20 protein-coding genes are annotated in these 20,931 nt (G+C 55.3%); 3 read left to right on the top strand and 17 right to left on the bottom strand.

Translation table 11 applies throughout. The features are described 5' to 3' along the window. Positions 1 to 2 precede the first annotated feature (2 nt). Positions 3 to 1,139: a hypothetical protein gene (locus tag EL294_RS02100; protein ID WP_126464877.1), complete on the bottom strand. Its 1,137-nt coding sequence runs from the start codon at positions 1,137 to 1,139 to the stop codon at positions 3 to 5. Positions 1,140 to 1,432: 293 nt separating this feature from the next. On the opposite strand from EL294_RS02100, the gene EL294_RS02095 reads away from it, so the two are divergent. Continuing rightward, complete coding sequence (locus EL294_RS02095; protein WP_126464876.1) at positions 1,433 to 2,305, top strand: DegV family protein; 873 nt, start codon at positions 1,433 to 1,435, stop codon at positions 2,303 to 2,305. Between the two features lie 82 nt (positions 2,306 to 2,387). Continuing rightward, positions 2,388 to 3,050 carry a 50S ribosomal protein L25 gene (locus EL294_RS02090; RefSeq protein ID WP_126464875.1) on the top strand — a complete coding sequence of 221 codons (663 nt, stop codon included), beginning with the start codon at positions 2,388 to 2,390 and terminating at the stop codon, positions 3,048 to 3,050. Positions 3,051 to 3,105: 55 nt separating this feature from the next. Here EL294_RS02090 and EL294_RS02085 read toward each other — a convergent pair whose 3' ends face one another. From EL294_RS02085 to secG, 8 genes are all read right to left on the bottom strand, one after another. Next, positions 3,106 to 3,474 (bottom strand): DUF5684 domain-containing protein, encoded by a 369-nt coding sequence (locus EL294_RS02085; RefSeq protein WP_126464874.1) that lies wholly within the window; start codon positions 3,472 to 3,474, stop codon positions 3,106 to 3,108. Between the two features lie 15 nt (positions 3,475 to 3,489). After that, positions 3,490 to 4,842, bottom strand: a complete 1,353-nt coding sequence (gene radA / locus EL294_RS02080; protein WP_126464873.1) for a DNA repair protein RadA — start codon at positions 4,840 to 4,842, stop codon at positions 3,490 to 3,492. Next, positions 4,832 to 7,285, bottom strand: a complete 2,454-nt coding sequence (locus tag EL294_RS02075; RefSeq protein WP_126464872.1) for an ATP-dependent Clp protease ATP-binding subunit — start codon at positions 7,283 to 7,285, stop codon at positions 4,832 to 4,834. Before EL294_RS02075 ends, radA begins: the two co-directional genes overlap by 11 nt. Continuing rightward, complete coding sequence (locus EL294_RS02070; protein ID WP_126464871.1) at positions 7,285 to 8,277, bottom strand: hypothetical protein; 993 nt, start codon at positions 8,275 to 8,277, stop codon at positions 7,285 to 7,287. Before EL294_RS02070 ends, EL294_RS02075 begins: the two co-directional genes overlap by 1 nt. Beyond that, positions 8,267 to 8,779: a UvrB/UvrC motif-containing protein gene (locus tag EL294_RS02065; RefSeq protein ID WP_126464870.1), complete on the bottom strand. Its 513-nt coding sequence runs from the start codon at positions 8,777 to 8,779 to the stop codon at positions 8,267 to 8,269. Before EL294_RS02065 ends, EL294_RS02070 begins: the two co-directional genes overlap by 11 nt. Positions 8,780 to 8,791: 12 nt before the next feature. After that, the gene (locus EL294_RS02060) at positions 8,792 to 9,247 is read right to left on the bottom strand and encodes a CtsR family transcriptional regulator (RefSeq protein ID WP_126464869.1); all 456 of its coding nucleotides are present in this window, start codon (positions 9,245 to 9,247) and stop codon (positions 8,792 to 8,794) included. A 114-nt stretch (positions 9,248 to 9,361) separates the two neighbouring features. Further along, positions 9,362 to 11,365, bottom strand: coding sequence for a sodium-translocating pyrophosphatase (locus tag EL294_RS02055; RefSeq protein WP_126464868.1), 2,004 nt, complete (start codon positions 11,363 to 11,365; stop codon positions 9,362 to 9,364). A gap of 12 nt (positions 11,366 to 11,377) precedes the next feature. Continuing rightward, positions 11,378 to 11,614, bottom strand: coding sequence for a preprotein translocase subunit SecG (gene secG, locus EL294_RS02050; RefSeq protein ID WP_126464867.1), 237 nt, complete (start codon positions 11,612 to 11,614; stop codon positions 11,378 to 11,380). 172 nt (positions 11,615 to 11,786) lie between these two features. Here secG and EL294_RS02045 point away from each other — a divergent pair, with 172 nt between their 5' ends. Further along, positions 11,787 to 13,376, top strand: coding sequence for a gamma-glutamyltransferase family protein (locus EL294_RS02045; protein ID WP_371828955.1), 1,590 nt, complete (start codon positions 11,787 to 11,789; stop codon positions 13,374 to 13,376). A gap of 37 nt (positions 13,377 to 13,413) precedes the next feature. Here EL294_RS02045 and EL294_RS02040 read toward each other — a convergent pair whose 3' ends face one another. The 8 genes from EL294_RS02040 to EL294_RS02005 form a co-directional block, all read right to left on the bottom strand. Continuing rightward, on the bottom strand, positions 13,414 to 14,214 hold the full coding sequence (locus EL294_RS02040) for an ATP-binding cassette domain-containing protein (protein WP_126464866.1): 801 nt from the start codon (positions 14,212 to 14,214) through the stop codon (positions 13,414 to 13,416). After that, positions 14,201 to 15,181 (bottom strand): ABC transporter ATP-binding protein, encoded by a 981-nt coding sequence (locus tag EL294_RS02035; RefSeq protein ID WP_126464865.1) that lies wholly within the window; start codon positions 15,179 to 15,181, stop codon positions 14,201 to 14,203. Before EL294_RS02035 ends, EL294_RS02040 begins: the two co-directional genes overlap by 14 nt. A 1-nt stretch (position 15,182) precedes the next feature. Continuing rightward, on the bottom strand, positions 15,183 to 16,034 hold the full coding sequence (nikC, locus tag EL294_RS02030; protein WP_269471181.1) for a nickel transporter permease: 852 nt from the start codon (positions 16,032 to 16,034) through the stop codon (positions 15,183 to 15,185). Between the two features lie 9 nt (positions 16,035 to 16,043). Further along, positions 16,044 to 16,970, bottom strand: coding sequence for an ABC transporter permease (locus EL294_RS02025; protein ID WP_126464864.1), 927 nt, complete (start codon positions 16,968 to 16,970; stop codon positions 16,044 to 16,046). Between the two features lie 64 nt (positions 16,971 to 17,034). After that, positions 17,035 to 18,564 carry an ABC transporter substrate-binding protein gene (locus tag EL294_RS02020; protein ID WP_126464863.1) on the bottom strand — a complete coding sequence of 510 codons (1,530 nt, stop codon included), beginning with the start codon at positions 18,562 to 18,564 and terminating at the stop codon, positions 17,035 to 17,037. Between the two features lie 94 nt (positions 18,565 to 18,658). After that, positions 18,659 to 19,921, bottom strand: coding sequence for a UDP-N-acetylglucosamine 1-carboxyvinyltransferase (gene murA, locus EL294_RS02015; protein WP_126464862.1), 1,263 nt, complete (start codon positions 19,919 to 19,921; stop codon positions 18,659 to 18,661). A 178-nt stretch (positions 19,922 to 20,099) separates the two neighbouring features. Further along, entirely contained in the window at positions 20,100 to 20,483 is a 384-nt protein-coding gene (gloA, locus tag EL294_RS02010) for a lactoylglutathione lyase (RefSeq protein WP_126464861.1), read from the bottom strand. Further along, complete coding sequence (locus tag EL294_RS02005; protein WP_126464860.1) at positions 20,480 to 20,923, bottom strand: SixA phosphatase family protein; 444 nt, start codon at positions 20,921 to 20,923, stop codon at positions 20,480 to 20,482. Before EL294_RS02005 ends, gloA begins: the two co-directional genes overlap by 4 nt. Between the last annotated feature and the right edge of the window lie 8 nt (positions 20,924 to 20,931).

Genomic DNA, 20,931 nt, shown 5'->3' with positions numbered 1-20,931 from the left:
GATTATTTGCTCGCGTTTTCTACGGCACCTTGCACCAGTTTTTGCAAGTCGCCGATATCGATGGTCACCGAGCTCGCGAGATCCGCTACATCGGGCACCGCCTTGTGGTGCTCGTCTTTTTCCTTGGTGGGAATGGCGAGAACTTCCTCTGCGGTCTTTCCGCCGACATACGCCTCAAAAGCGTCGGCCTGTTCGTACCATTCTTTCTTGATTTCGGAGGCTTCTTTCATCTGATACGCATCGCCCAAATCCCTCTTGCTTTTAATTTCGGCATCCGCCTGTTTCACTTTCCCGGCGGCGTCAAATTCTGCCGTCGGCTCGGAGATGTCGATTCTCGAGGCGGTGATCTTTTCGTCTTTATCGATCATAACCGCCGCGGCGGAGATTTCAATCGCCGCTTTGAGGCCCTTTTCCCCTTCCACGCCCTTGGACTTTTGGGTATCGGCGGTGAGCTTTAAGCCCACCTTTTCGCCGCCGCTCGCGTCTTGGGCGTTGTCATAGGCTTCACGCACCAGCTTTTGAAACGCGCCGATGTCGATGGTCACCGAGCTCGCGAGATCCGCGACATCGGGTACCGCCTTGTGGTGCTCGTCTTTTTCCTTGGTGGCGATCCCCTCGATCTCCTCTACCGTCTTTCCGATCGCATAGGCGGAAATGGCGGCGGATTGCTCGTCCCATTCCTTCTCGATCTCCGAAGCTTCTTTCATGCCGTAGCTCGCGCCCTGTTCCAATTTCGAAGAGGCGGCCTCCGCCGGGGCGGTATAGGCGCCGTCATTGGAAAATTCGACCTTGGGTTGAATCACATCGTAACGGAGATCGACGATCTTGCCGTCGGTGTCAAAGCCCACGGCCACCGCCATCCCGTCCGCCTGCGCCGATGCGCCCTTTTCTCCCATCTGATCGGTGGTCTTGAGCGTGGTATCGAATCCCAGGCCCAATTTGGCGATCTCGCCCGCCGCGACTTCGCTCTTTTCCTCGGTCGCCTTCTTATCGTTGGCGACGGCGGTTTGCGTCTGCGCATTCTTTGCTTCCTCTTGCGCTCCGTTCGCCTGCGTGTCGTTCTTTTGTGCGCATCCCGCCAACAAAGTCATCGCCAAGGCGCCGATGGCGAGTTTTCCGCCGTTCCCCGAAATCTTCATCTCTGTACTCCTTTTCACACAAATAGATAATTTTAGATATGTTCAAGCGTACAAGATTTTGGAAGCCGTGTCAAGAATTGTTTTTTATACATGATATTCACATTTGTACCTACGAAAACGGCTATACACCGGCATTTTTCCTTTCCATTGTTATTTGTTAAACGCGCAAACGCTTTTTATGCGTGGATTTTCCCCGTCTCCGCTTCCGAAGATAACTACGCGAGCAAGTGTGGTATAATATTTACGTCTATCTCCGAACAAGCGGAGGGGACGAGAAAGGATCGAGGTGTAAAATGTCATCCTATCAAATTTTGACAGACGGCGCTCAGGACCTATATCCCGAGCTGTTTCATAGTACGAATATCCGCAGAATCCCCATGCGGACCGCTTGCGGCGGTCGCGATTTCGAGATCGGCGACGATACCACGCGCGACGATATCTTGACATTCTACCGGCTGCTTAAAGAACAACCCGCCTATACTTCTCAGATTTCCCCGGGGATCTATGAACACTATTTCGAACAATACTTAGAGAAAGGCCTCGACGTCTTATACCTCTGTATGAGCGGCGGCATATCCATGCAGTTTCATCAGTCGGAGGTGGCGGCAAAACTCTTACAGGCGCGCTACCCCGAGCGCACCATCCGCTGTTTGGACACCCGCACCTGCACCGCCGGCGGCAATTTGATCTGTGCCCGGGCGGAGGCGAATCAAGCGGCGGGCATGGATCTTTCGGAAAATTTCGACGATCTGGAAAGCTTTAAGGCACATATCGGGCTCTACGGCATCGTCACCGAATTGGACCACTTACACCGCGGCGGGCGCCTTTCGAGTGTCGGCGCCTTGGTGGGAAATGCCTTAAATATTAAGCCCTTCCTCCATATGCGCGACGACGGCGTCCTCGCCATTCGCGAAAAGGTACGCGGCGCAAAGAACGCGACCAAGACCCTCGCACGCACCGCCGGAGAGGACCCGGATCCCGCACACCGAATCTGTTATCTGTCCCACGCCGACAACGAAGCGCTCTGTGAAGAAGTGAAAAAGCTGATTCTCGAAAAGACGGAGATCGAAACCGTCTATACGGGCCTCTTAAACCCCATTATCGGCTCTCATTTGGGAAGCGGGGGCATTTCTATGGCCGTATTGTGCGCGAAACCCGTCTCCTAGTTCGGAAAAATGCGCGAAAACGTGGAAATTGCGCTGATTTTAGGATATAATTTATTGTCGAGTAAACTAAGGAGGATACGAAATGACAGAACTTAAATTACATTTAGAAAAACGCGAAGGCACCGGTACTGCCGGCGCCAAGAAGAATAGAACGGAAGGTCTGGTCCCCGGCATTTACTATGCCAAAGGCGAAGAGCCGGTAGCCATCGTCGCCAAGGCCAACGAGTTGCGTAAAATCGTAGACGTAGCCGGTACCTCCGCTCTGGTGGATGCGGAATTGGACGGCAACTCCAAGAAGATCCTGTTTAAGGAAATTCAAGAGCACCCCTTCAAAAACCAACTCCTGCACTTCGATGCCTACGGCGTCAACCTGAAGGAAAAGATCAAGTTGATGATTCCCGTCGTCCTCGAAGGCAGAGACGATATCAAGGTACAACCCTCCGTATTGTTGCAACTGTTGGAAGAAGTCGAAGTCGAATGTCTGCCGACCAATCTTCCTTCCGAAGCCGTTGTCAATGTCGCAGATATGGAGATCGGCGATACCCTCACCGTCGAAGACTTGGATGTCTTTAAGATCGAAGACATCGAAGTCCTCACCGATGCGGAAGAAGCCGTCGCTTCCCTCCAAGAACCCCGCGAAGAAATCATCGAAGAAGACGAAGATGCGGAAGAAGCAGAAACAGCCGACGTACCCACCGTCGACGAAACCGAATCCGACGAGGAAGAAGAAGAAGACGCCGAATAATCTTTTTCATAAAAATAAGCCATCGAGTCAATCTCGATGGCTTATTTTTATGAAATCAACGGATCGGTCCCAAATACAGATCGTCTCCAAAGGCCGGCACGAGGACCAAAAACGGAATCCATATGGCCAAAAAGCTGAACAGCACGCTGCGATCAAATCGGCGCATCAACAAGAAAGTCGTGATCGGCACATAGACCGCACCGATCCCGGGCAAGAGGAGCAAAAGCGCAAACCAACCCGATCCGTAGACGATGCGCGCAAGCACGACGGTGTTGTAGATGGGAATGATCGATGCGATCCCCGCTTCCCCCGCTTTTTCGAACAATTTCCACCACGCCACCATATAGATGATGGCGACGATCAAGGCGATCATCATCGCCGTTCCCCCGGCAAAAAGCCCGAGCAGATTCTCGTAATAGTCCATTGTGCGTCTCCTTGTTTACAAGAGTTCCCGAACGACTTCCGATAAAAGACGCCGAGACCGAATCTCCGCTTTTCCTCCCCCTTCGATGCGCGCGCCCAGGGGCACGTAGATGGTGCGAAATCCCATCCGCTCCCCTTCGCGAATGCGCGACTGGAGAGAGGGGACATTTTTAATCTCTCCGGTGAGTCCCACATCGCCGATAAAGAGCACGTCCCGTGGAAGGGGCTTGTTGCGAAATGCCGATGCGATCGAAAGGATGGCCGCGAGATTCGCAGCCCCTTCTTTGAGCTTCAGATTGCCGGTGGTTTTTACCACGACATTCTTGTCGTACAGCGACAGACCGCCCCGCTCTTCCAATATAGAGAGGAGCACCCCCAGCTGTTCTCTGCCCATACACTGGGAGATCCGCTGGGGATAGGGCGTAAAGCTCTTACTGACGAGACTTTCGATCTCGACGATAATGCTGCGGGTCCCTTCTCTGGCGATGCACATCGCAGAGCCCGGCACCTCGCCCCCTTCCGCCCGTTCGGTCATAAAATGCGAGGAAGGGTTGTCGATCGAGACCATGCCCGCTTCGGTCATCGAGAAAAATCCCATCTCGCCGGTGGAACCGAATCGGTTTTTCGTCACCTGCAAAATGCGAAGCTCTTCCTGCATTTCGTGGTCGATAAAGAGCACCGTATCTACCAGGTGTTCTAACGCCCGCACGCCGGCAAGGGAATCCTGCTTGGTAAGCTGACCCACCATAAACACCGCCCGGGGCTTGCCTTTGTTCTTGGCGTAGTCCACCAAGAGATTCGCACATTCCATGGTTTGGGTGGGCGTTCCCGCCCGCGCGGAAAAAGCATCGAGGGTAAAGGTCTGAATGCTATCCAATATGATGACGGCGGGGTTGATCTCCCGGATCCAGTGGCGCACATCGTCCATAGAGGTGCCGGCATAGATCCAGATATTTTCGCTGATTCCCGTGCTGATCCGCTCGGCGCGCATCTTCACCTGGCTCTCGCTCTCTTCACCCGAAGCGTACAAGACGCGCAGGCCGTCCTTGGCGAGGGCGTTGGCGATCTGAAACAGCAGGGTAGATTTTCCCGCACCGGGTTTGGCGGCGAGGATCGTCACCCCATCCTCTACGATGCCGCCGCCCATCACGCGGTCGAATTCCTTATAGCCGCTGGAAAGTCGCTTTTTGGTTTCGCCCACCACACTAGTGAGCGGTCTCGCCTCTTTTTTTGTGCGCGTAGACCGTTTCTCCTCCGCCTCTTCTCCGACTTCCCGAAAGCTGTTCCAAGTCTTACACGACGGGCAGCGGCTGAAAAACCCCGAACTCTTGTAGCCGCAGGATTCGCATACATAGCCCTTATGCTTCATCGCTTACGGTTTGGGGCGTCTTCGCCTCCTCGGAAAATACCAGCTTTCCGTCTTTGGCATCCACAAAAATTTCATGGTCCTTTTGGACATGGCCCAAGAGGATCTCGTCGGCGAGGCGGTCTTCGATATTCTTTCGAATCGAACGCACCAGGGGACGAGCGCCGTATTCTTCGTCGAAGCCTTCATCGCCGATATAATCCACCACGGCATCGGTAAAGTGAATGTGGATTTCGTTGTCTTCCAACCGCTCCTTCAAGTCGCGGAGCATCAGTTTCACGATCTCGCGCACTTGTTCTTCTTCCAAGTACTTAAAGACGATGATCTCGTCGATCCGGTTCAAAAACTCGGGGCGGAAGGTATCCTTGAGTTTCGACTGAATGGTTTCGACCATTTTGTCGTACCCCCGCGCCGATTCGGTATCCGGCGCGCCGAAGCCCATGGTGTTTTGACGCTTGAGAAGGGTGGCGCCCACATTGCTGGTCATAATCAAGACCGTGTTCTTAAAGTCCACCGTTCTCCCCTGTCCGTCGGTCAGTCGTCCGTCGTCTAAGATTTGCAGCAAGATATTGAACACGTCGGGGTGCGCCTTTTCGATTTCGTCGAAGAGCACCACGGAATAGGGCTTTCTGCGCACGGCTTCGGTGAGCTGTCCGCCCTCGTCGTAGCCGACATATCCCGGGGGCGAACCCACGAGACGGGAGACGCTGTGTTTTTCCATATACTCACTCATATCGATCCGGATCATAGAATCCGCATCGCCGAACAAGAATTCCGCCAGGCTCTTGGCGAGATAGGTCTTACCGACACCGGTGGGGCCTACGAAGATAAAGCTGCCGATGGGCTTATCGGGACTCTTGAGGCCCACGCGGGCGCGCTTGATGGCGCGAGATACCGCTTCGACCGCTTGGGGCTGTCCGATTACTTCGCTATTGAGTTCCTCTTCCAACCGCACCAGTCGTTCACTCTCCTCGGCGTTCATGGTGGTGACGGGAATGCCGCTCCAGTTGCTTACGATTTCTGCGATCTCTTCGTAGTCCACGACCATATTCTTGGTGTGCTTTTCGCGGTCCCAGTTCTTCTTTTGGCCCTCGAGTTCTTCCTCGATCTTCTTTTCTTCATCGCGCAGCCGCGCCGCTTCTTCGAAGTTTTGGGAATTGACCGCTTCTTCCTTCTCTTTAGAGAGTTTTGCCAGCGCCTCTTCCAATTCTTTCAGGGAGTTGGGACTGTTGAAGTTTTCGACCCGCAAGCGGCTCGCCGCCTCGTCGATCAAGTCGATCGCCTTGTCGGGCAGGAAGCGGTCGTTGATATAGCGGTGCGAAAGTTCCACCGCCGCCTCGATGGCCGCATCGGTAATCTTTACATTGTGATGGGCTTCGTATTTGTCGCGAATGCCCCTGAGGATCTCGATGGAATCTTCCACATCGGGTTCTTCCACCATAATGGGCATCAAGCGGCGTTCAAAGGCGGGGTCCTTTTCGATATGCTTGCGGTATTCGTCGATGGTCGTCGCGCCGATAATCTGCAGATCGCCCTTGGTCAAAGAGGGCTTTAAGATATTCGATGCGTCCATCGCCCCTTCCGCGCCGCCGGCACCGATCACCACGTGGATCTCGTCGATAAAGAGGATGACGTCCTCGCGAGATTCCACTTCGGCGATCACTGCCTTCAGCCGTTCTTCAAAGTCGCCGCGGTATTTTGCCCCGGCGATCAGGGCGGAGACGTCCAAGGTATAGATCTTTTTGTCCTTGATGATCTCCGGCACCTTTCCTTCGACGATGCGCTGCGCCAGGCCTTCTGCGATGGCGGTTTTCCCGACGCCGGGTTCGCCGATTAAAACGGGATTGTTCTTGGTACGGCGCACCAGCACTTGAATGATCCGCTCGATCTCTTCTTTTCTGCCGATCACCGGGTCGATCTTGCCGGCGGTGGCGCGTTCATTCAGATTGTGGCCGAATTCTTCGAGCGCCGATTCGTTGACGTCCTCTTCGACTTCTTGGGCGCGCGGGTCGACCTTTTTAATCGCCATCACGATGCTTCTCTCGAGCATCGTCACGTCGATTCCCAGATTCCTTAGCGCCAATACGGCGACGCCTTTGCCTTCGCGCAAAATGCCCAAGAGCAAATGTTCCGTGCCGATATAATTGTGTCCCAGTTCGTTGGCCACTTCCAAGGCCAATTCGAAAATCTTTTTTGTGCGGGGCGTATAGGTGAGCGAGGTCACCGGCCCCGGTTCGGGGGATACGATCTCCATAACGGCATCCTTCGCCCGGGCGTAGTCGACGCCCACTTGGGCGAGAATGCCCGAGGCACCGGCGGGTACCTGGAGGATCCCCAACAAAATGTGTTCGCTTCCGATATATGCGTGCCCCTGCTCCCGCGCCTCCGATTGGGCGAAGACCATGGCACGTTGACTCTTTTCGGTAAATTTGCCGAACATCGCCATTAAAATACCTCCTTGATAAACTTCCGCACCGTATTGGCGCGATATATATTGCTGCTCCGATCGTCGAGAAAACTGCCCCGCTCCATTTGAAGATGGGCCTTTCCCAGGCGAATCATCGCATCGTAAAGGTCGAAGTCCCGCTTGGGGTCCAAGACGAAAAGTTCGATCCCGAGTTTCATATGGCTGAGGTGAAACATCACTTCTTCAAAGCCGATAATCCGCGCATTGCGCAGAATTCCGTAACTGCGCCGCGCCATATCCTCCAGCTCGATCAAGTGATCCAGATACATCTCTTTGCGCTTTATCCGCTCGAGCGCCGCCACCTCAGCGACGATCGATTTGGCCCGTCGCAAGAATTCTTCTTCCGTAAGGCCCAGGGTCCGCTCGTTGCTGATCTGGTAGATATGCCCGATGCTCTTGGAACCCTCGCCGCGAATGCCTCTGAGCACAAAGCCCATGCGGGTGATAGAGCGCTGAATCTGTTCCATCCCCAATGTGTCCAAGGCGGGAAGATGCATCATACACCCGGCGCGCAGGCCCGTGCCCACATTGCTGGGGCAGGCGGCCAGATAGCCCAGTACGGGATCGTAGGAGACCGGCAAGCGCTCTTCCAGATCGCCCGCGATCGAGGCGACGTTTTCGTATTCTTCGTCTAAAAAAAATCCCTTGCGCATATCCTGAATGCGCAGGTGATCCTCCTCCATCAACATGACGATTTCGTTGTCCGGTCCTTCCAGATACGAACCGATCTCTTTGTTTTTCATCAGTTCGGGGCTGATCCGATTCTCTTCCAGCGCATAGAGGCTCTGCAAGGGCGCCATATCCTGAATCTTGTGGTATACCCAGGTATCTTCGCGCTTCTCGAACGCGTCGATGATCTTTTCCGTAAGCGCCCGGGCCGCTTCCCTATCCATCGTCGACGGATACGGATAGCCTTCGATATTTCTCGCCAGCCGAATTCGGCTCGTTAGCAAAACCTGATCATTGTGCATCTTTATCTTCTCGCAATTCCTTGATTCGATCCCGTCGGTCGGCGGCGTCTTCGTAACGCTCTTCGGCGACGGCGCGCTCCAGTTCTTCTTGCAAAGTCTGGATCTTTCGGCTCTTCTCGTCGCGCAACAAGGCGGCGCGGGGCTTGTGGCCCACATGCTTCTTGGCCCCCTGTATACGCGGCAGGATCCGAGACAGCTCCTCGGAAAACGCCTCATAGCAGTGTTCACAGCCGAGGATCCCCGTCTCCTGAAACTCCCTGAGCGTGCGGTTGCAGTGCGCGCAGGCCCGCTCTTCGTCTTTTCTGTCGCCATAGCCGAACAGAGGAAAGAGTTCTTTGAGGAGGGGCTGGATTTCCACCGATGGAATCTGCATCGTCGGAAAATCTTCTTTGATCAAATCCTGAAAGCAGCTGCGACAAATATGCAACTCTTTCGTCGTATCCCCTTCTACGGTCGTGTAGGTAATTTGTGCTTCGTTTTCGTGGCAGTGTTCACAGAGCATACCTCCACCTCCTTAAGAGAAGATACCCAATAAAACATTCTGTAAAATCTCCGCTCGCAGGCGATTGCGTACATCGCCTGCCGCGGCGAGGGCGCGGTCGGAAAGGGCGATCTTGAGCAGCCGCTTTTCCCGCTCGTCGAGAAAGCCGCCCTCCGCCAACGCGTCGAGGATCCGGTCTCCGTTGATCCGGGTCAAACTATCGCCGATCTCCTCTTGCAGAAGATCCGCATACTTCCGGTTGTCCTCGATTTCCACCTGTACGATGCGAATATAGCCGCCCCCGCCCCGGCGGGATTCCACATAAAACCCCTGTACCGGCGTAAAACGGGTGGTAAGAACGTAGTTGATCTGGCTGGGCGCGCAGCCGAAATGCTGCGCCAGCACATTGCGCTTGATCTCTACATTGCCGTCTTTCTCTGCAAGCAGCGTACGAATGTATTCTTCGATGACATTGCTGAGTCGTGCCATATTTACCCCCTCTCGTGAGAATCATTATACGTTTATGGTCAAAGAATGTCAATATCAGAGAATCCGTTTTTGTGCATAAAAAAATGCCCCGAAGGGCATTTTTATTGTCGTATTTTAGAGGAACACGCCTCCGAATGCGACGAACAGGGGTGCGAATACCAAGGAGACGATGGTGATCAACTTGATCAAAATGTTCAAGCTGGGACCGGAGGTATCCTTGAAGGGGTCGCCGACCGTATCGCCGGTAACCGCTGCCTTATGCGCAATGGATCCCTTGCCGCCGTGGGCGCCGCCTTCGATATATTTCTTGGCATTGTCCCAAGCGCCGCCGGCATTACTCATAAAGATCGCCATCAGAACGCCGGTAATCAGCGCACCGGCTTGGAGTCCGCCCAGTGCCTCGGTTCCCAAGAGGAAGCCGACGAGCATGGGGACGACGACGGCGATAATGCCGGGAACGATCATTTCGCGAAGGGCCGCGGTGGTAGAAATATCTACGCAACGGGCGTATTCCGGGGTCGCCTTGCCTTCCATGATGCCGGGGATGTCTTTGAATTGACGACGTACCTCGTCGATCATGGCACTGGCCGCGTTACCCACCGCACTCATGGTGAGCGCCGAGAAGGCGAAGGGCAGCATACCGCCGATAAAGGTACCGGCGATAACCGAGGGCTTGGAAATGTCGATGCCCGCAAGGCCGGTCGCCTGAATATACGATACGAACAGAGACAGCGCGGTCAGAGCTGCAGAGCCGATGGCAAATCCCTTACCGATAGCTGCGGTGGTGTTGCCGACCGCATCCAAAGAGTCGGTGATGTCGCGTACTTCTTCGGGAAGTTCGCACATTTCGGCGATACCGCCGGCGTTGTCGGCGATGGGGCCGTATGCGTCTACCGCGATGGTGGATGCGGTGGTCGCGAGCATACCCACAGCTGCGAGTGCGATGCTGTAGAGGCCGTAGATGGCGTTTTCTTTACCGCCGCCCAATGCGTATGCGGCGATAATGCCGATGGCCAAGACGATGATCGGTCCTACGGTGGACATCATACCCACGGACAGACCGGAGATGATATTGGTAGAAGCGCCGGTTTCGGATTCTTTTGCGATTCTCTGTACCGGCTTATATTCCGCCGCCGTGTAGTGCTCGGTAATCTTGGAGATGGTGAGCCCTACGATAACGCCGACGATAACCGGGAAAAACATGGTCAGCGAACCGAAGATGCCGTTGGCCAAAACGCCCGCTGCCACGATGGTCACGCCGGATGCGACGTAAGTACCGATGTTTAACGCCTTTTGCGGGTTCTTGTCGCCCTTTACAAAGAACATGGACAAGATCGATGCCACAATCCCGATGGCGGCGATGCCGAGGCCGAATTGCAGGCCTTGTTCACGAAATGCCAGGGTTCCCAAAGTGATGACCGAGAGCAGTGCCCCTACATAGGATTCGAAGAGGTCCGCGCCCATGCCGGCGACGTCGCCGACATTGTCGCCTACGTTGTCGGCGATGACCGCGGGGTTACGGGGGTCGTCTTCGGGAATGCCCGCTTCGACCTTACCCACCAAGTCCGCACCGACGTCGGCAGCCTTGGTATAGATACCGCCGCCCACGCGGGCAAACAATGCGATCGAAGAAGCACCGAGGGAGAACCCGGTGATGATTTCGGGGTTGCCGAACCAGAGGTAGAACAGGGAGATCCCGAGGATACCCAGACCCACTACGATCAGGCCCATTACGGCGCCGCCGGAAAAAGCGATGTCCAATGCCTTTGCCATGCCGCTGGTGTGGGCGGCGTTGGCGGTGCGCACATTGGCCTTGGTGGCCGTGTTCATGCCGACATAGCCCGCCAATACCGAGAAAATCGCGCCGACGATAAAGCAGACGGCGGTTTGCCAGTTGATGGCGAAGAATAAGACGACGGCCAAAGCGATTACGAATACGACGAGTGCCTTGTATTCCCGTTGCAGAAATGCCATGGCCCCTTCGTGGATGTAGCCGGAAATTTCTTTCATGCGTTCGTCTCCGGCCTCTTGCTTGCCTACATAAGAAGACTTATACAGACCGAACAAGATGGCTATTACCCCCACGACGGGAGCAATGAGTAAAATGTTAAAATCCATGATTCCTCCTGATTATTGCGTTACAGCGATCAATACGATAATAGAAATGAAAAAGACTACGGACGTCACGACGGTAATCCGCTTCAGCATTTCCTTGCGGCTGGTACCGCGATTGGCACCCCACTCCGCAGAAGCGCCTCCGCTGCCGTCCAAGGTTCCCAATCCCACTTGCGTCGATTCCTGCACGACGACGGAGAGAATCAAGGCAATCGCCGACAGCGCCACTATGATACTTAAAAACGTGGTCAATCTAACACCCCCTCTGTTTGAATTGTATATCAATAACGTTACTATCCTACCATAAACACCGTGTGATTGCAATTCAGAACGGCCGGCAATCGGCTTGAATTACGGCTTTTGTGCCTCGGTCTGGAAAATTCGTTCCCCCTGGTCTACACTGATAGAGAAAGGAGTGAATCCATTGTATCACAGCTATCCCTATCCTTCGAAACGAAGCGCGGTCTACGCCCCGGCCATGGCGCTGGCCTCCACCCCCCTCGCCGCCGAGGCGGGAAGAACCGTTTTAGAGCAAGGCGGAAACGCGATCGATGCGGCGATCGCCATGGCGGCGGCCCAAACCGTGGTGGAGCCCACCTCCAATGGCTTGGGTTCCGATCTCTTTACCGTATTTTCCTTTGGAGGCGCCCTCTACGGCTTCAACGGAAGCGGCAAGAGCCCCGCGTCTATTTCCCCCGAGGCACTTCAAAAGAAGGGATTCGATAAGATCCCGCCCTACGGAATCGAACCCGTCGGCGTCCCCGGCGCCGTGGACGCCTGGCGCACGGTGCACGAAGCCTTCGGCGCCCTTTCCTTTTTGGAGGTGCTCGCCCCCGCCATTCGGTATGCAAAGGACGGCTTCGTCATCTCACCCACGGTATCGGCTCTGTGGGCGCGGGAACTTAGAACGCGCAAGCACTGCACCGGCCCGGTCTTCGACGCCTTTTGGCACACCTTCGCCCCCGAAGGACGCGCCCCCCGGCCCGGCGAAATCTTCTCCAATCCCGATCAGGCAGAGACGCTGATTGCCATCGCAGAAAGCAAAACCGAGGCCTTCTACCGCGGCACGCTCGCCGAGAAGATCTCGGAATTTTCGGCGACTTTCGGCGGATTTCTTTCCGCCGCGGACCTCGCCGCCCACCAAACCCTGCGCGTAGAGCCGCTCTCCCTCGACTTCGAAGGGACCACTGTTTACGAACTGCCCCCCAACGGCCACGGCATCTCAGTGCTTATGGCCCTGGCGATGCTCAAACCCTGGAAGATCGACCTCGATACGCCGTTGGGCGTCCACCGCACCGTCGAGGCCGTGAAGCGCGCCATGACCGATTGTGCCCGCTTCGTCACCGATCCCGATCATATGCGCGTGCGCTGTGAAGACCTGCTCTCAGACGCCTTTATCCGACGCCGCCGCGACGACATCGCCGATACGGCCAAGATCGTCGAATACTGCCACCCCCTCGCCCCCTCGACCGTCTACTTCGCGGTGGGAGATACAGCGGGCAATATGGTATCTATGATCCAATCCAATTACGACGGCTTCGGATCCGGCGTCGTGGTCCCGGGTACGGGGATTTCTCTCAACAACCGGCTGCTCAACTTCTCTTTGGAAGCGGGCCACGACAACATCCTCGCCGGCGGCAAACGCCCCTATCACACCATCATCCCCGGCTTTTTGACCAAAGACGGCGCGCCCTATGCCGCCTTCGGCGTGATGGGCGGATTTATGCAGCCCCAGGGCCATGTGCAAACCCTGCTGCGGCTGCTCGTCTCGGGCGCAAATCCCCAGGCCGCCTTGGACGCGCCACGCTTTATGTGGACGGGGGAGGACCGCATTGCGTGCGAATCGACCTACGCCCCCGAGATCCTCGATTTTCTCCGCGCCTCGGGCCATGCGGTCACCATCCCGGGCGACGAGCTGGATATGGGACGGGGACAGATCCTCGTGCGCGAAAACGGCGTCTACTGTGGCGGCACCGAAAAACGCTGCGACGGCTACATCGCGGCGCTCTATTGAATACGCATCAAAAAAAGCATCCCTCGAGGGATGCTTTTTATCTGCAATGGGGATCCGGCGGCGGGATCGCCGCGAGCAGCTTTTTCGTATAGGGATGTCGCGGCGCCTCGGAGACCTGCGCTTCGTCGCCGATTTCTACCAATTCGCCCTTATACATGACGCCGATTCGATCGGAAATATGCTGTATCACGGCGATATTGTGCGAGATAAAGATATAGCTCAGATCCCGCTCCTCCTGCAATTCCTCCAGGAGATTGATAATCTGCGCCTGGATCGAAACGTCCAGCGCCGATGTGGGTTCATCGGCGAGGATCAGATCCGGCTCTACCACCAACGCCCGGGCGATGCCGATCCGCTGGCGCTGGCCGCCGGAAAATTCGTGGGGATAGCGCTCGAAATGCTGCGTAGAAAGACCGCATAGCTTGAGGGTCTCTTCCGCCCGCCGCCGGATGTCGTCGCTCCCCAGATTGATCAAGGGCTCCATCACGATCTCTCGGGCACTCATGCGGGGATTCAGCGAACTGTACGGATCCTGAAAGATCATCTGAATCTTTCGGCGCACCGCGCGGATTTCTTTTTTGTCTGCCGTTAGCACATTTTTCCCTTCAAAGAGCACCTCGCCTTGCGCGTCGGGATATAGGCCCAAAATACAGCGCGCCAATGTAGATTTGCCGCTTCCGCTCTCGCCGACGATGCCTAGGGTTTCTTTTCTTCCCAAGCTGAAGCTGACGTGATCGACCGCCCTTACCGTCTTGGGCGCGGCGCCGAAGATGGTCTTTTTGCCCACGGAAAACTCTTTCGTCACATCTTTCAGTTCCAAAATCTTATCCACGGGCATCCTCCTCGTATAAGAAACAGGCGACTTCTTGCCCCGGATTCTCTTCGGTGAGGGCGGGAACCGCCTTAGCGCACTTTTCCATGCGCTCGCTGCAACGGGAATAGAAGGGGCAGTGTCCCTCCATTTCGAAGGCGGTGGGCACATTTCCGGGAATGTTATAGAGCTTCTTGCCCTTGCTTTCGCGGGTGGGCCGCGCCTTCAACAAACCCTTGGTGTAGGGGTGCAGAGGGTGGTCGAAGAGCGTACACACATCGGTGTTTTCCATTACACGGCCCCCGTACATGACCACCACCTCGTCGGCCATTTGCGCCACCACGCCCAAATCGTGGGTAATCAAGAGGATCGAGGTGTTGAGCTCTTTTTGCAGATTGCGCATCAAGGTCAAGACCTCCGCCTGAATGGTCACATCCAGCGCCGTAGTGGGCTCATCGGCGATCAACAGTTTGGGAGAAGACGCCAGGGCAATGGCGATCATCACCCGCTGTCTCTGCCCGCCGGAGAGCTCGTGGGGATAGGCGTGCATTTTGTCCTTGGCGTCGGGGATCTCGACCATCTCCAACATCTCCAAAGACTTCTGTTTGGCATCCGCCTTCGATAGCCCCAAAATGCGCCGATACACTTCTTCGATCTGAAAGCCGATTCGAAGCGCCGGGTTGAGGCTCGTCATCGGTTCCTGAAAAATCATGGCGAGTTCGCGGCTGCGCAAATCCCGCCGCGCCGCTTCGTCCATCAAAAAGATATTCTCGCCTCGGTAGAGGATCTCGCCCCCGTCGACGGTGCCCGCCGGTTTGGGCAAAAGCCCCATCAGCGAAAGGGCGGTCACGCTCTTTCCGCTTCCGCTTTCGCCGACGATTGCGACGGTCTCGCCCTCGTCGATGTCGAAGCTCACGCCGTTTACGGCGTGCACCACGCCCCGGTCCGTATGAAAGGAAACGTGAAGGTCCTTAAATTCCATGAGTTTCGCCATATTAGCTCCTTTCCTTCGGATCCAAAGTGTCGCGCAGGCCGTCGCCGAACAAATTCAGCGAAAAAATAGTCAAGGCGATGGCAAGGCCGGGAAATAGCGTCAAATGCGGAAAGTCGCGGATATAATCCCGTCCCGCACTCAGCATGCCGCCCCACTCGGGCGTCGGCGGCTGTACCCCCAACCCGATAAAGCTCAGGCTCGCCGCCTGTAAAATGGCGGTGCCCACGCCCAGGGTCGCCTGCACGATGATGGGCCCGGTGCAGTTCGGGAGGATATGGCGAAAGATCAAGCGCAGATTGCCCGCGCCGCCGATCTGTGCCGCCTCGACATACTCCTGTTCCTTTACCGAAAGGACGCTCGCCCGCACGATCCGCGCATAGCCCGTAATTCCCGAAAGGGATACGGCGAGGATCAGATTGCGGATTCCGTTGCCCAGTACCGCCGAAATGGCGATAGCGAGGATCAAAGACGGAATCGACAAAAACACGTCGACGATCCGCATAATCACATTGTCCACCTGCCCGCCGAAAAAACCCGCCACGGCGCCGATAATCGTGCCGATGACCACCGAAATCGTGGTGGCGGCAAGGCCTATAAACAGCGAGATGCGGGCGCCGTAGACGACATTGGAAAAAATGTCGCGCCCAAAATTGTCCGTCCCGAAAAAGTGCGCCGCCGAAGGCAGGGCCAGCCGATTGGCGAGGTCCTGCTTTTCGGGCACGTGGGTGGCGATGACGGGCGCAAAGATCGCCATAATAACCAGTAGCGCGAGGATCAAAAGTCCCAGTACCGCCATCTTGTTCTTTACAAAACGCATGCGGAGGTCTTTACTTCTCGATATCGAATTTTCCACAAAAACCCCCTATTCGTATTGGCTACGCACCCGCGGATCCAAAAATCCATAGAGGATATCGATCGCGAGATTCAGTACGCAGTAAGAGAACGAGATCAACAGCACCGCTCCCAAGATCATGGGGTAATCCCTGGCGCCGATAGACTGCACCATATGCCGTCCGATGCCGGGGATCGAAAAGATCGTCTCGGTCAGAACGCTTCCGCCCAAGAGGGCGCCGGTCAAAAGCCCGGCACTGGTGAGCACGGGAATCATGGCATTTTTCAGCGCGTGCACGACGATAACATACCATTCCCGGAGCCCCTTCGAGCGCGCAGTGCGAATATAGTCCTTGCCCAGCACTTCGAGCATAGAAGAGCGGGTCTGGCGCATAATCACCGCCATGGACTGAAAGCCCAGGGCAAATCCCGGCAAAATCAGGTGCTTAAAGGAGTAAAGGCCCGACGAGGGCAGCCAGCGCAGTTTTACCGAAAACAACAGAATAAACAAAATTCCCGACCAGAAAATCGGCATCGACAGGCCGATCATGCCGATAAACATGGAAATCTTGTCGATCCAACTGTACTTATACACCGCACTCAGGATGCCGAAGAGGATCCCGAAAATTACGGCGATGGCCAGAGAAAAGGCGGTCAGTTTTAATGTGGCGGGAAAATACTCCGCCAAGGTATCCGCCACGTCGGCGCCGGAGGCGTAGCTCTTTCCCAAGTCGCCCGTAAGCGCCCCCTTCATGTAATTGCCGTATTGTACCAGGAAGGGGTCGTTTAACCCCAGCTCCTCCCGATACGCTTCTACGGCTTCTTTCGGTGCATTCTGTCCCAACTTGGCGGTGGCGGCATCGCCCGGTGTCAGGTACAAAAGACCGAAGATGATAAAGCTGACGCCCAACAGCGTGGGAATCATAAACAGCAGGCGTCTGATAATATATTTCGTCATGCACTCCTCTTTCCGGTCGATACGCAAGAAAGACTCCGAAAAACGGAGCCTTTCTCAATCTGCTTTATTGGAACGTAATATGATAGTACTCGTTACTGCCGGAGGGATCCGGATCGAAATTGGAAACATTTTTCTGCGTTCCGATCAACTGTTCTCCATACAGTGCATAGACGACGGGTTTGTCTTTCATAATCAGCTCTTGTGCCGATTTGTAGACCTCTGCCCGCTCGTCCCCTTCCACCGCGAGGCCCTTGTCGATGAGGGCGTCGAGTTCGGGGTTGCTGTAGTACATATAGTTCGGTCCCGCCCCCATATTCTTGGTATGGTAGGGACTAAACAAGGTATAGTGGGGATCCACCACGGAGGGCGCCCAACTCATAATAAAGATATCGTGTTCCTTGGCTTCCAAGGCGTTGACGAAGGTACCCCATTCCAATGCAGTGATTTCCACATTCAGGCCGACTTCTTCCAACTGGGACTTGATGATCGTCGCCATATCCTTGCGGACCTGTTGTTGAGAGACGTACAGCTTGACGGTCTGTCCTTCTTCTACGCCAGCTTCCTGTAAAAGTTGTTTTGCCTTTTCGATATCCCGCTTTGTCGGCTCCAGGGAATCGGAAATGGAGTATTCGAAGTTCGGGTTGATGGGCCCTGTGGCGACTTTGCCCGCGCCCATATAGACCGAGTCGATAATCGCCTGTATATCCAGCGCGGAATAGACGGCTTCTCTCGCCTTCGGATTGTCGAAAGGCGCCCGGGTCATATTGAACCCGGCGAAGTGCACGGAGTTGTCCATCTTCCTGTGGAGGGCGAGCTTGTCGTTTTCTTCGATCTTTTTGATGTCGTTGGGGGCGATTTCTAAGGCGAGATCCGCCTGGCCGCTTTCCAGTTCGATGACGCGGTTGCTCGCCTCGGGGATGATCCGAAAGACCATCTTATTGAAAGCGGGCTTTTCGCCCCAGTACTCGTCGTTGGCGGCAAGCGTCAGGGAATTGAGCTTCGACCAATCCTCCAGTTTGAAGGGGCCGGTGCCCACCGGTTCCCGCTCGGCCTTGTCGGGATCGGCTTCGACCGCCTTTTTGCTTACGATAGACGCCGCCGGGTGGGCGAGCGCCGCCTTAAAGGACACGTCCGGTTCTTTGAGCTTAAACTTCAGCACCGCGGGATCGGATGTATCGTAGCTGGCGGGGTCGATCTTTTCGAAGATATAGGCGTAGGAATCGGATTTCGACGCCCGATCCAGCGAAAACGCCACGTCCTCCGATGTGAGTTCCTCGCCGCTCGAAAACTTGACGCCGGAGCGGAGCTTTACGACATACGAGGTTTCATCGGGTTGTTCGATGGATTCCGCCAAGCGGTTTTCCATCTCGCCGTCGGGTTTTCTGGCGATCAGGGTATCGAAAATTTGTCGCACCACGTTTTCAGAATAGATGTTGTTTTGGATCACAGGATCCATCGTGGTCGCATCTTCCGCCATGGCGATCGTCAGGGTATCTTTGTCTTTTCCCGACGAGGCGCCGCCCCCGCCGCCGCAAGCGGTCAGGAGCATGGCGAGCGCCAAAACGGCGGCAATGAGTTTTTTGTTCAATGGCATCACTTCTCTTTCGTTAGGTTGTTTGGGTGTTCAACACTTTCAGAGAATATACCCTTCTTCGGCAATATAAAAACAATTGCGACAATGCCATCGCCTACGCATCTTCCTCGATGCGGTAGACCTTGGCGCCCAGGCCGCGGAATTTGTCTTCGATTCCCTCATAGCCCCGATCGATATGGTAGATGTCGTTGATATATGTCTTGCCCTCGGCGACGAGACCCACCAAGATCAGTGCCGCACCCGCTCGCAGGTCGCTGGCGCGCACGCGTGCCCCGGTGAGTTTCTTGGGCCCTACGACCACGGCGCTTCTGCCGTCGATCTTAATGTCGGCGCCCATTTTCCGGAACTCCTCAACGTGCATAAATCGGTTTTCGAATACGGTCTCGATCGCCACATTGCTGCCCTTACATTGGGTCATATAAGCCATAAACTGCGCCTGCATATCGGTGGGAAAGCCGGGGTACGGCAGGGTCTTGATGTCGATGGAATCGGGAATTTCCTTTCCGATAACCCGCACATTGTCCCCTTCTTCGATCACCTTGCACCCCGATTCCTTGAGCTTGGCGATAATGGGCTTCATGTGATTGGGAATCACATTTTCCACCAAAACATCGCCCCCGGTAATGGCGGCGGCGACCATAAAGGTACCGGCTTCGATCCGGTCGGGAATAATGGCGTGGCGCGCACCGCCCAGTTTTTCTACCCCGTCGATGCGGATGGTGGAAGTGCCGGCGCCGGTGACCTTGGCACCGAGTTTGCGCAAAAAGTTGGAAAGATCGACGATTTCCGGCTCTTTCGCGGCGTTTTCGATGACCGTCTCCCCTTGTGCCAATACGGCGGCCATCATAATATTTTCCGTGGCGCCGACGGAGGGAAAGTCCAGATAGATTTTGTCGCCGACGAGCTTTTCACAGGACGCGGTGATATTGCCGATGTCTTCTACGATATCCGCGCCCAATGCGCGAAAGCCCTTTAAGTGGTAGTCGATGGGGCGAGCGCCGATGGTACAGCCGCCGGGCAGGGAGTTTTCGGTCTTGCCGAGGCGTCCCAGGAGCGGGCCCATTACCAAAAACGACGCACGCATTTTGTTCATCAGTTCAAAAGGCGTCTTGTATTCCCGCAGATTCGCGGAATTGATTTTTAGTTTGCCCTTTCCCGTCACTTCCACGGTAGAGCCGAGGGATTCCAGGACCTTACACATAATATTGACGTCCTGTAAATCCGGCACTTCCTCCAAGTAAATATCTTCCGTACCCAACAGACAAGCTGCGAGGATCGGCAATGCGGCATTTTTTGCTCCGCTGATCCGAACGCGTCCCTTGAGCGCGGGACTTTTTTCAACGACGATCTTTTCCAAAAACGATCTCCCCTTAATTCTATTTCTTAAACTGCGTATCACGGCGGTCGTATATTTATATACATTGCCCGTAAGGCGCTTTATTCTACAATAAGAACGCTAAGAGAATATTCTCTTAGCGGACTTATTGTACCATATTTTCCTTGAAAATACGCTACCGACGGCCATTTGCCGATTCTTAGATTTCCGACTGTGCCCGAATCACTTCGGTCTTGTATCCGTCGGGATCGGTGGCGAAGAAATATCGCGTCGCCTCGCCGGGCAGTCCCTTGAGTTCGGTCACCGGATAGCCGGCGGCTTTGATGCGGGCGTGTTCCGCTTCTAAGTCGTCCGCAAGAACCGCCACATGGCTGTAGCCGTCGCCGATCTCGTAGGCGTCGTGGCCGATATTATAGGTGAGCTCCAGTTCGGAATTGTCGCCGGGAAGGGCCATATACACCAGCTTAAAGCCGTTTTCGCTGTGGTCCTTTTCGCGCGTGATCTCGTACCCCAGCGCCTCTCGATAAAAGAGGATGGACGCTTCCAAGTCCTTTACCCGAATACAGGTATGTGCGTATCTCACTTTCTCACCCTTTCGATTTTGTCGATATACTCGCCCCGATCGCGATCGGGATCGTACTCGATGCGGTGCAAACTCGCCTTTTTAACCGATACCGATTCGCCGGTGATCTCTTCGATGACCATGCCCAGGCTCGGCTGATGGCCGATAAAAAGAATCGGCTCGTCGGTGATATAGGTCTTCATATTGCGCCATCTGGTGGCGTCTTTGTAATCGACGACCTTCACATCGTGTACGCCGAGTTTTTGGGCGACGACCTCCGCCGTCTCTACGGCACGTCGGTATTCCGATACGATAATCTTTTGGGGCAGGGGCCATTCCCTGCGCAAAAACGCCTCGGCGGTGTCCTCCGCCTGAAAGACGCCTTCTTTCACCAAAGCTCTGTCTTCGTCGCGCTCGGCGACGGCTTCGGCCTTTCCGTGTCGCATTAAATATAGAATCATAGCTGCCT

This window comes from Aedoeadaptatus ivorii (assembly GCF_900638585.1).
In the GTDB taxonomy this organism is placed as follows: domain Bacteria; phylum Bacillota; class Clostridia; order Tissierellales; family Peptoniphilaceae; genus Aedoeadaptatus; species Aedoeadaptatus ivorii.
This window is presented reverse-complemented; position numbering and strand designations above follow the sequence as displayed.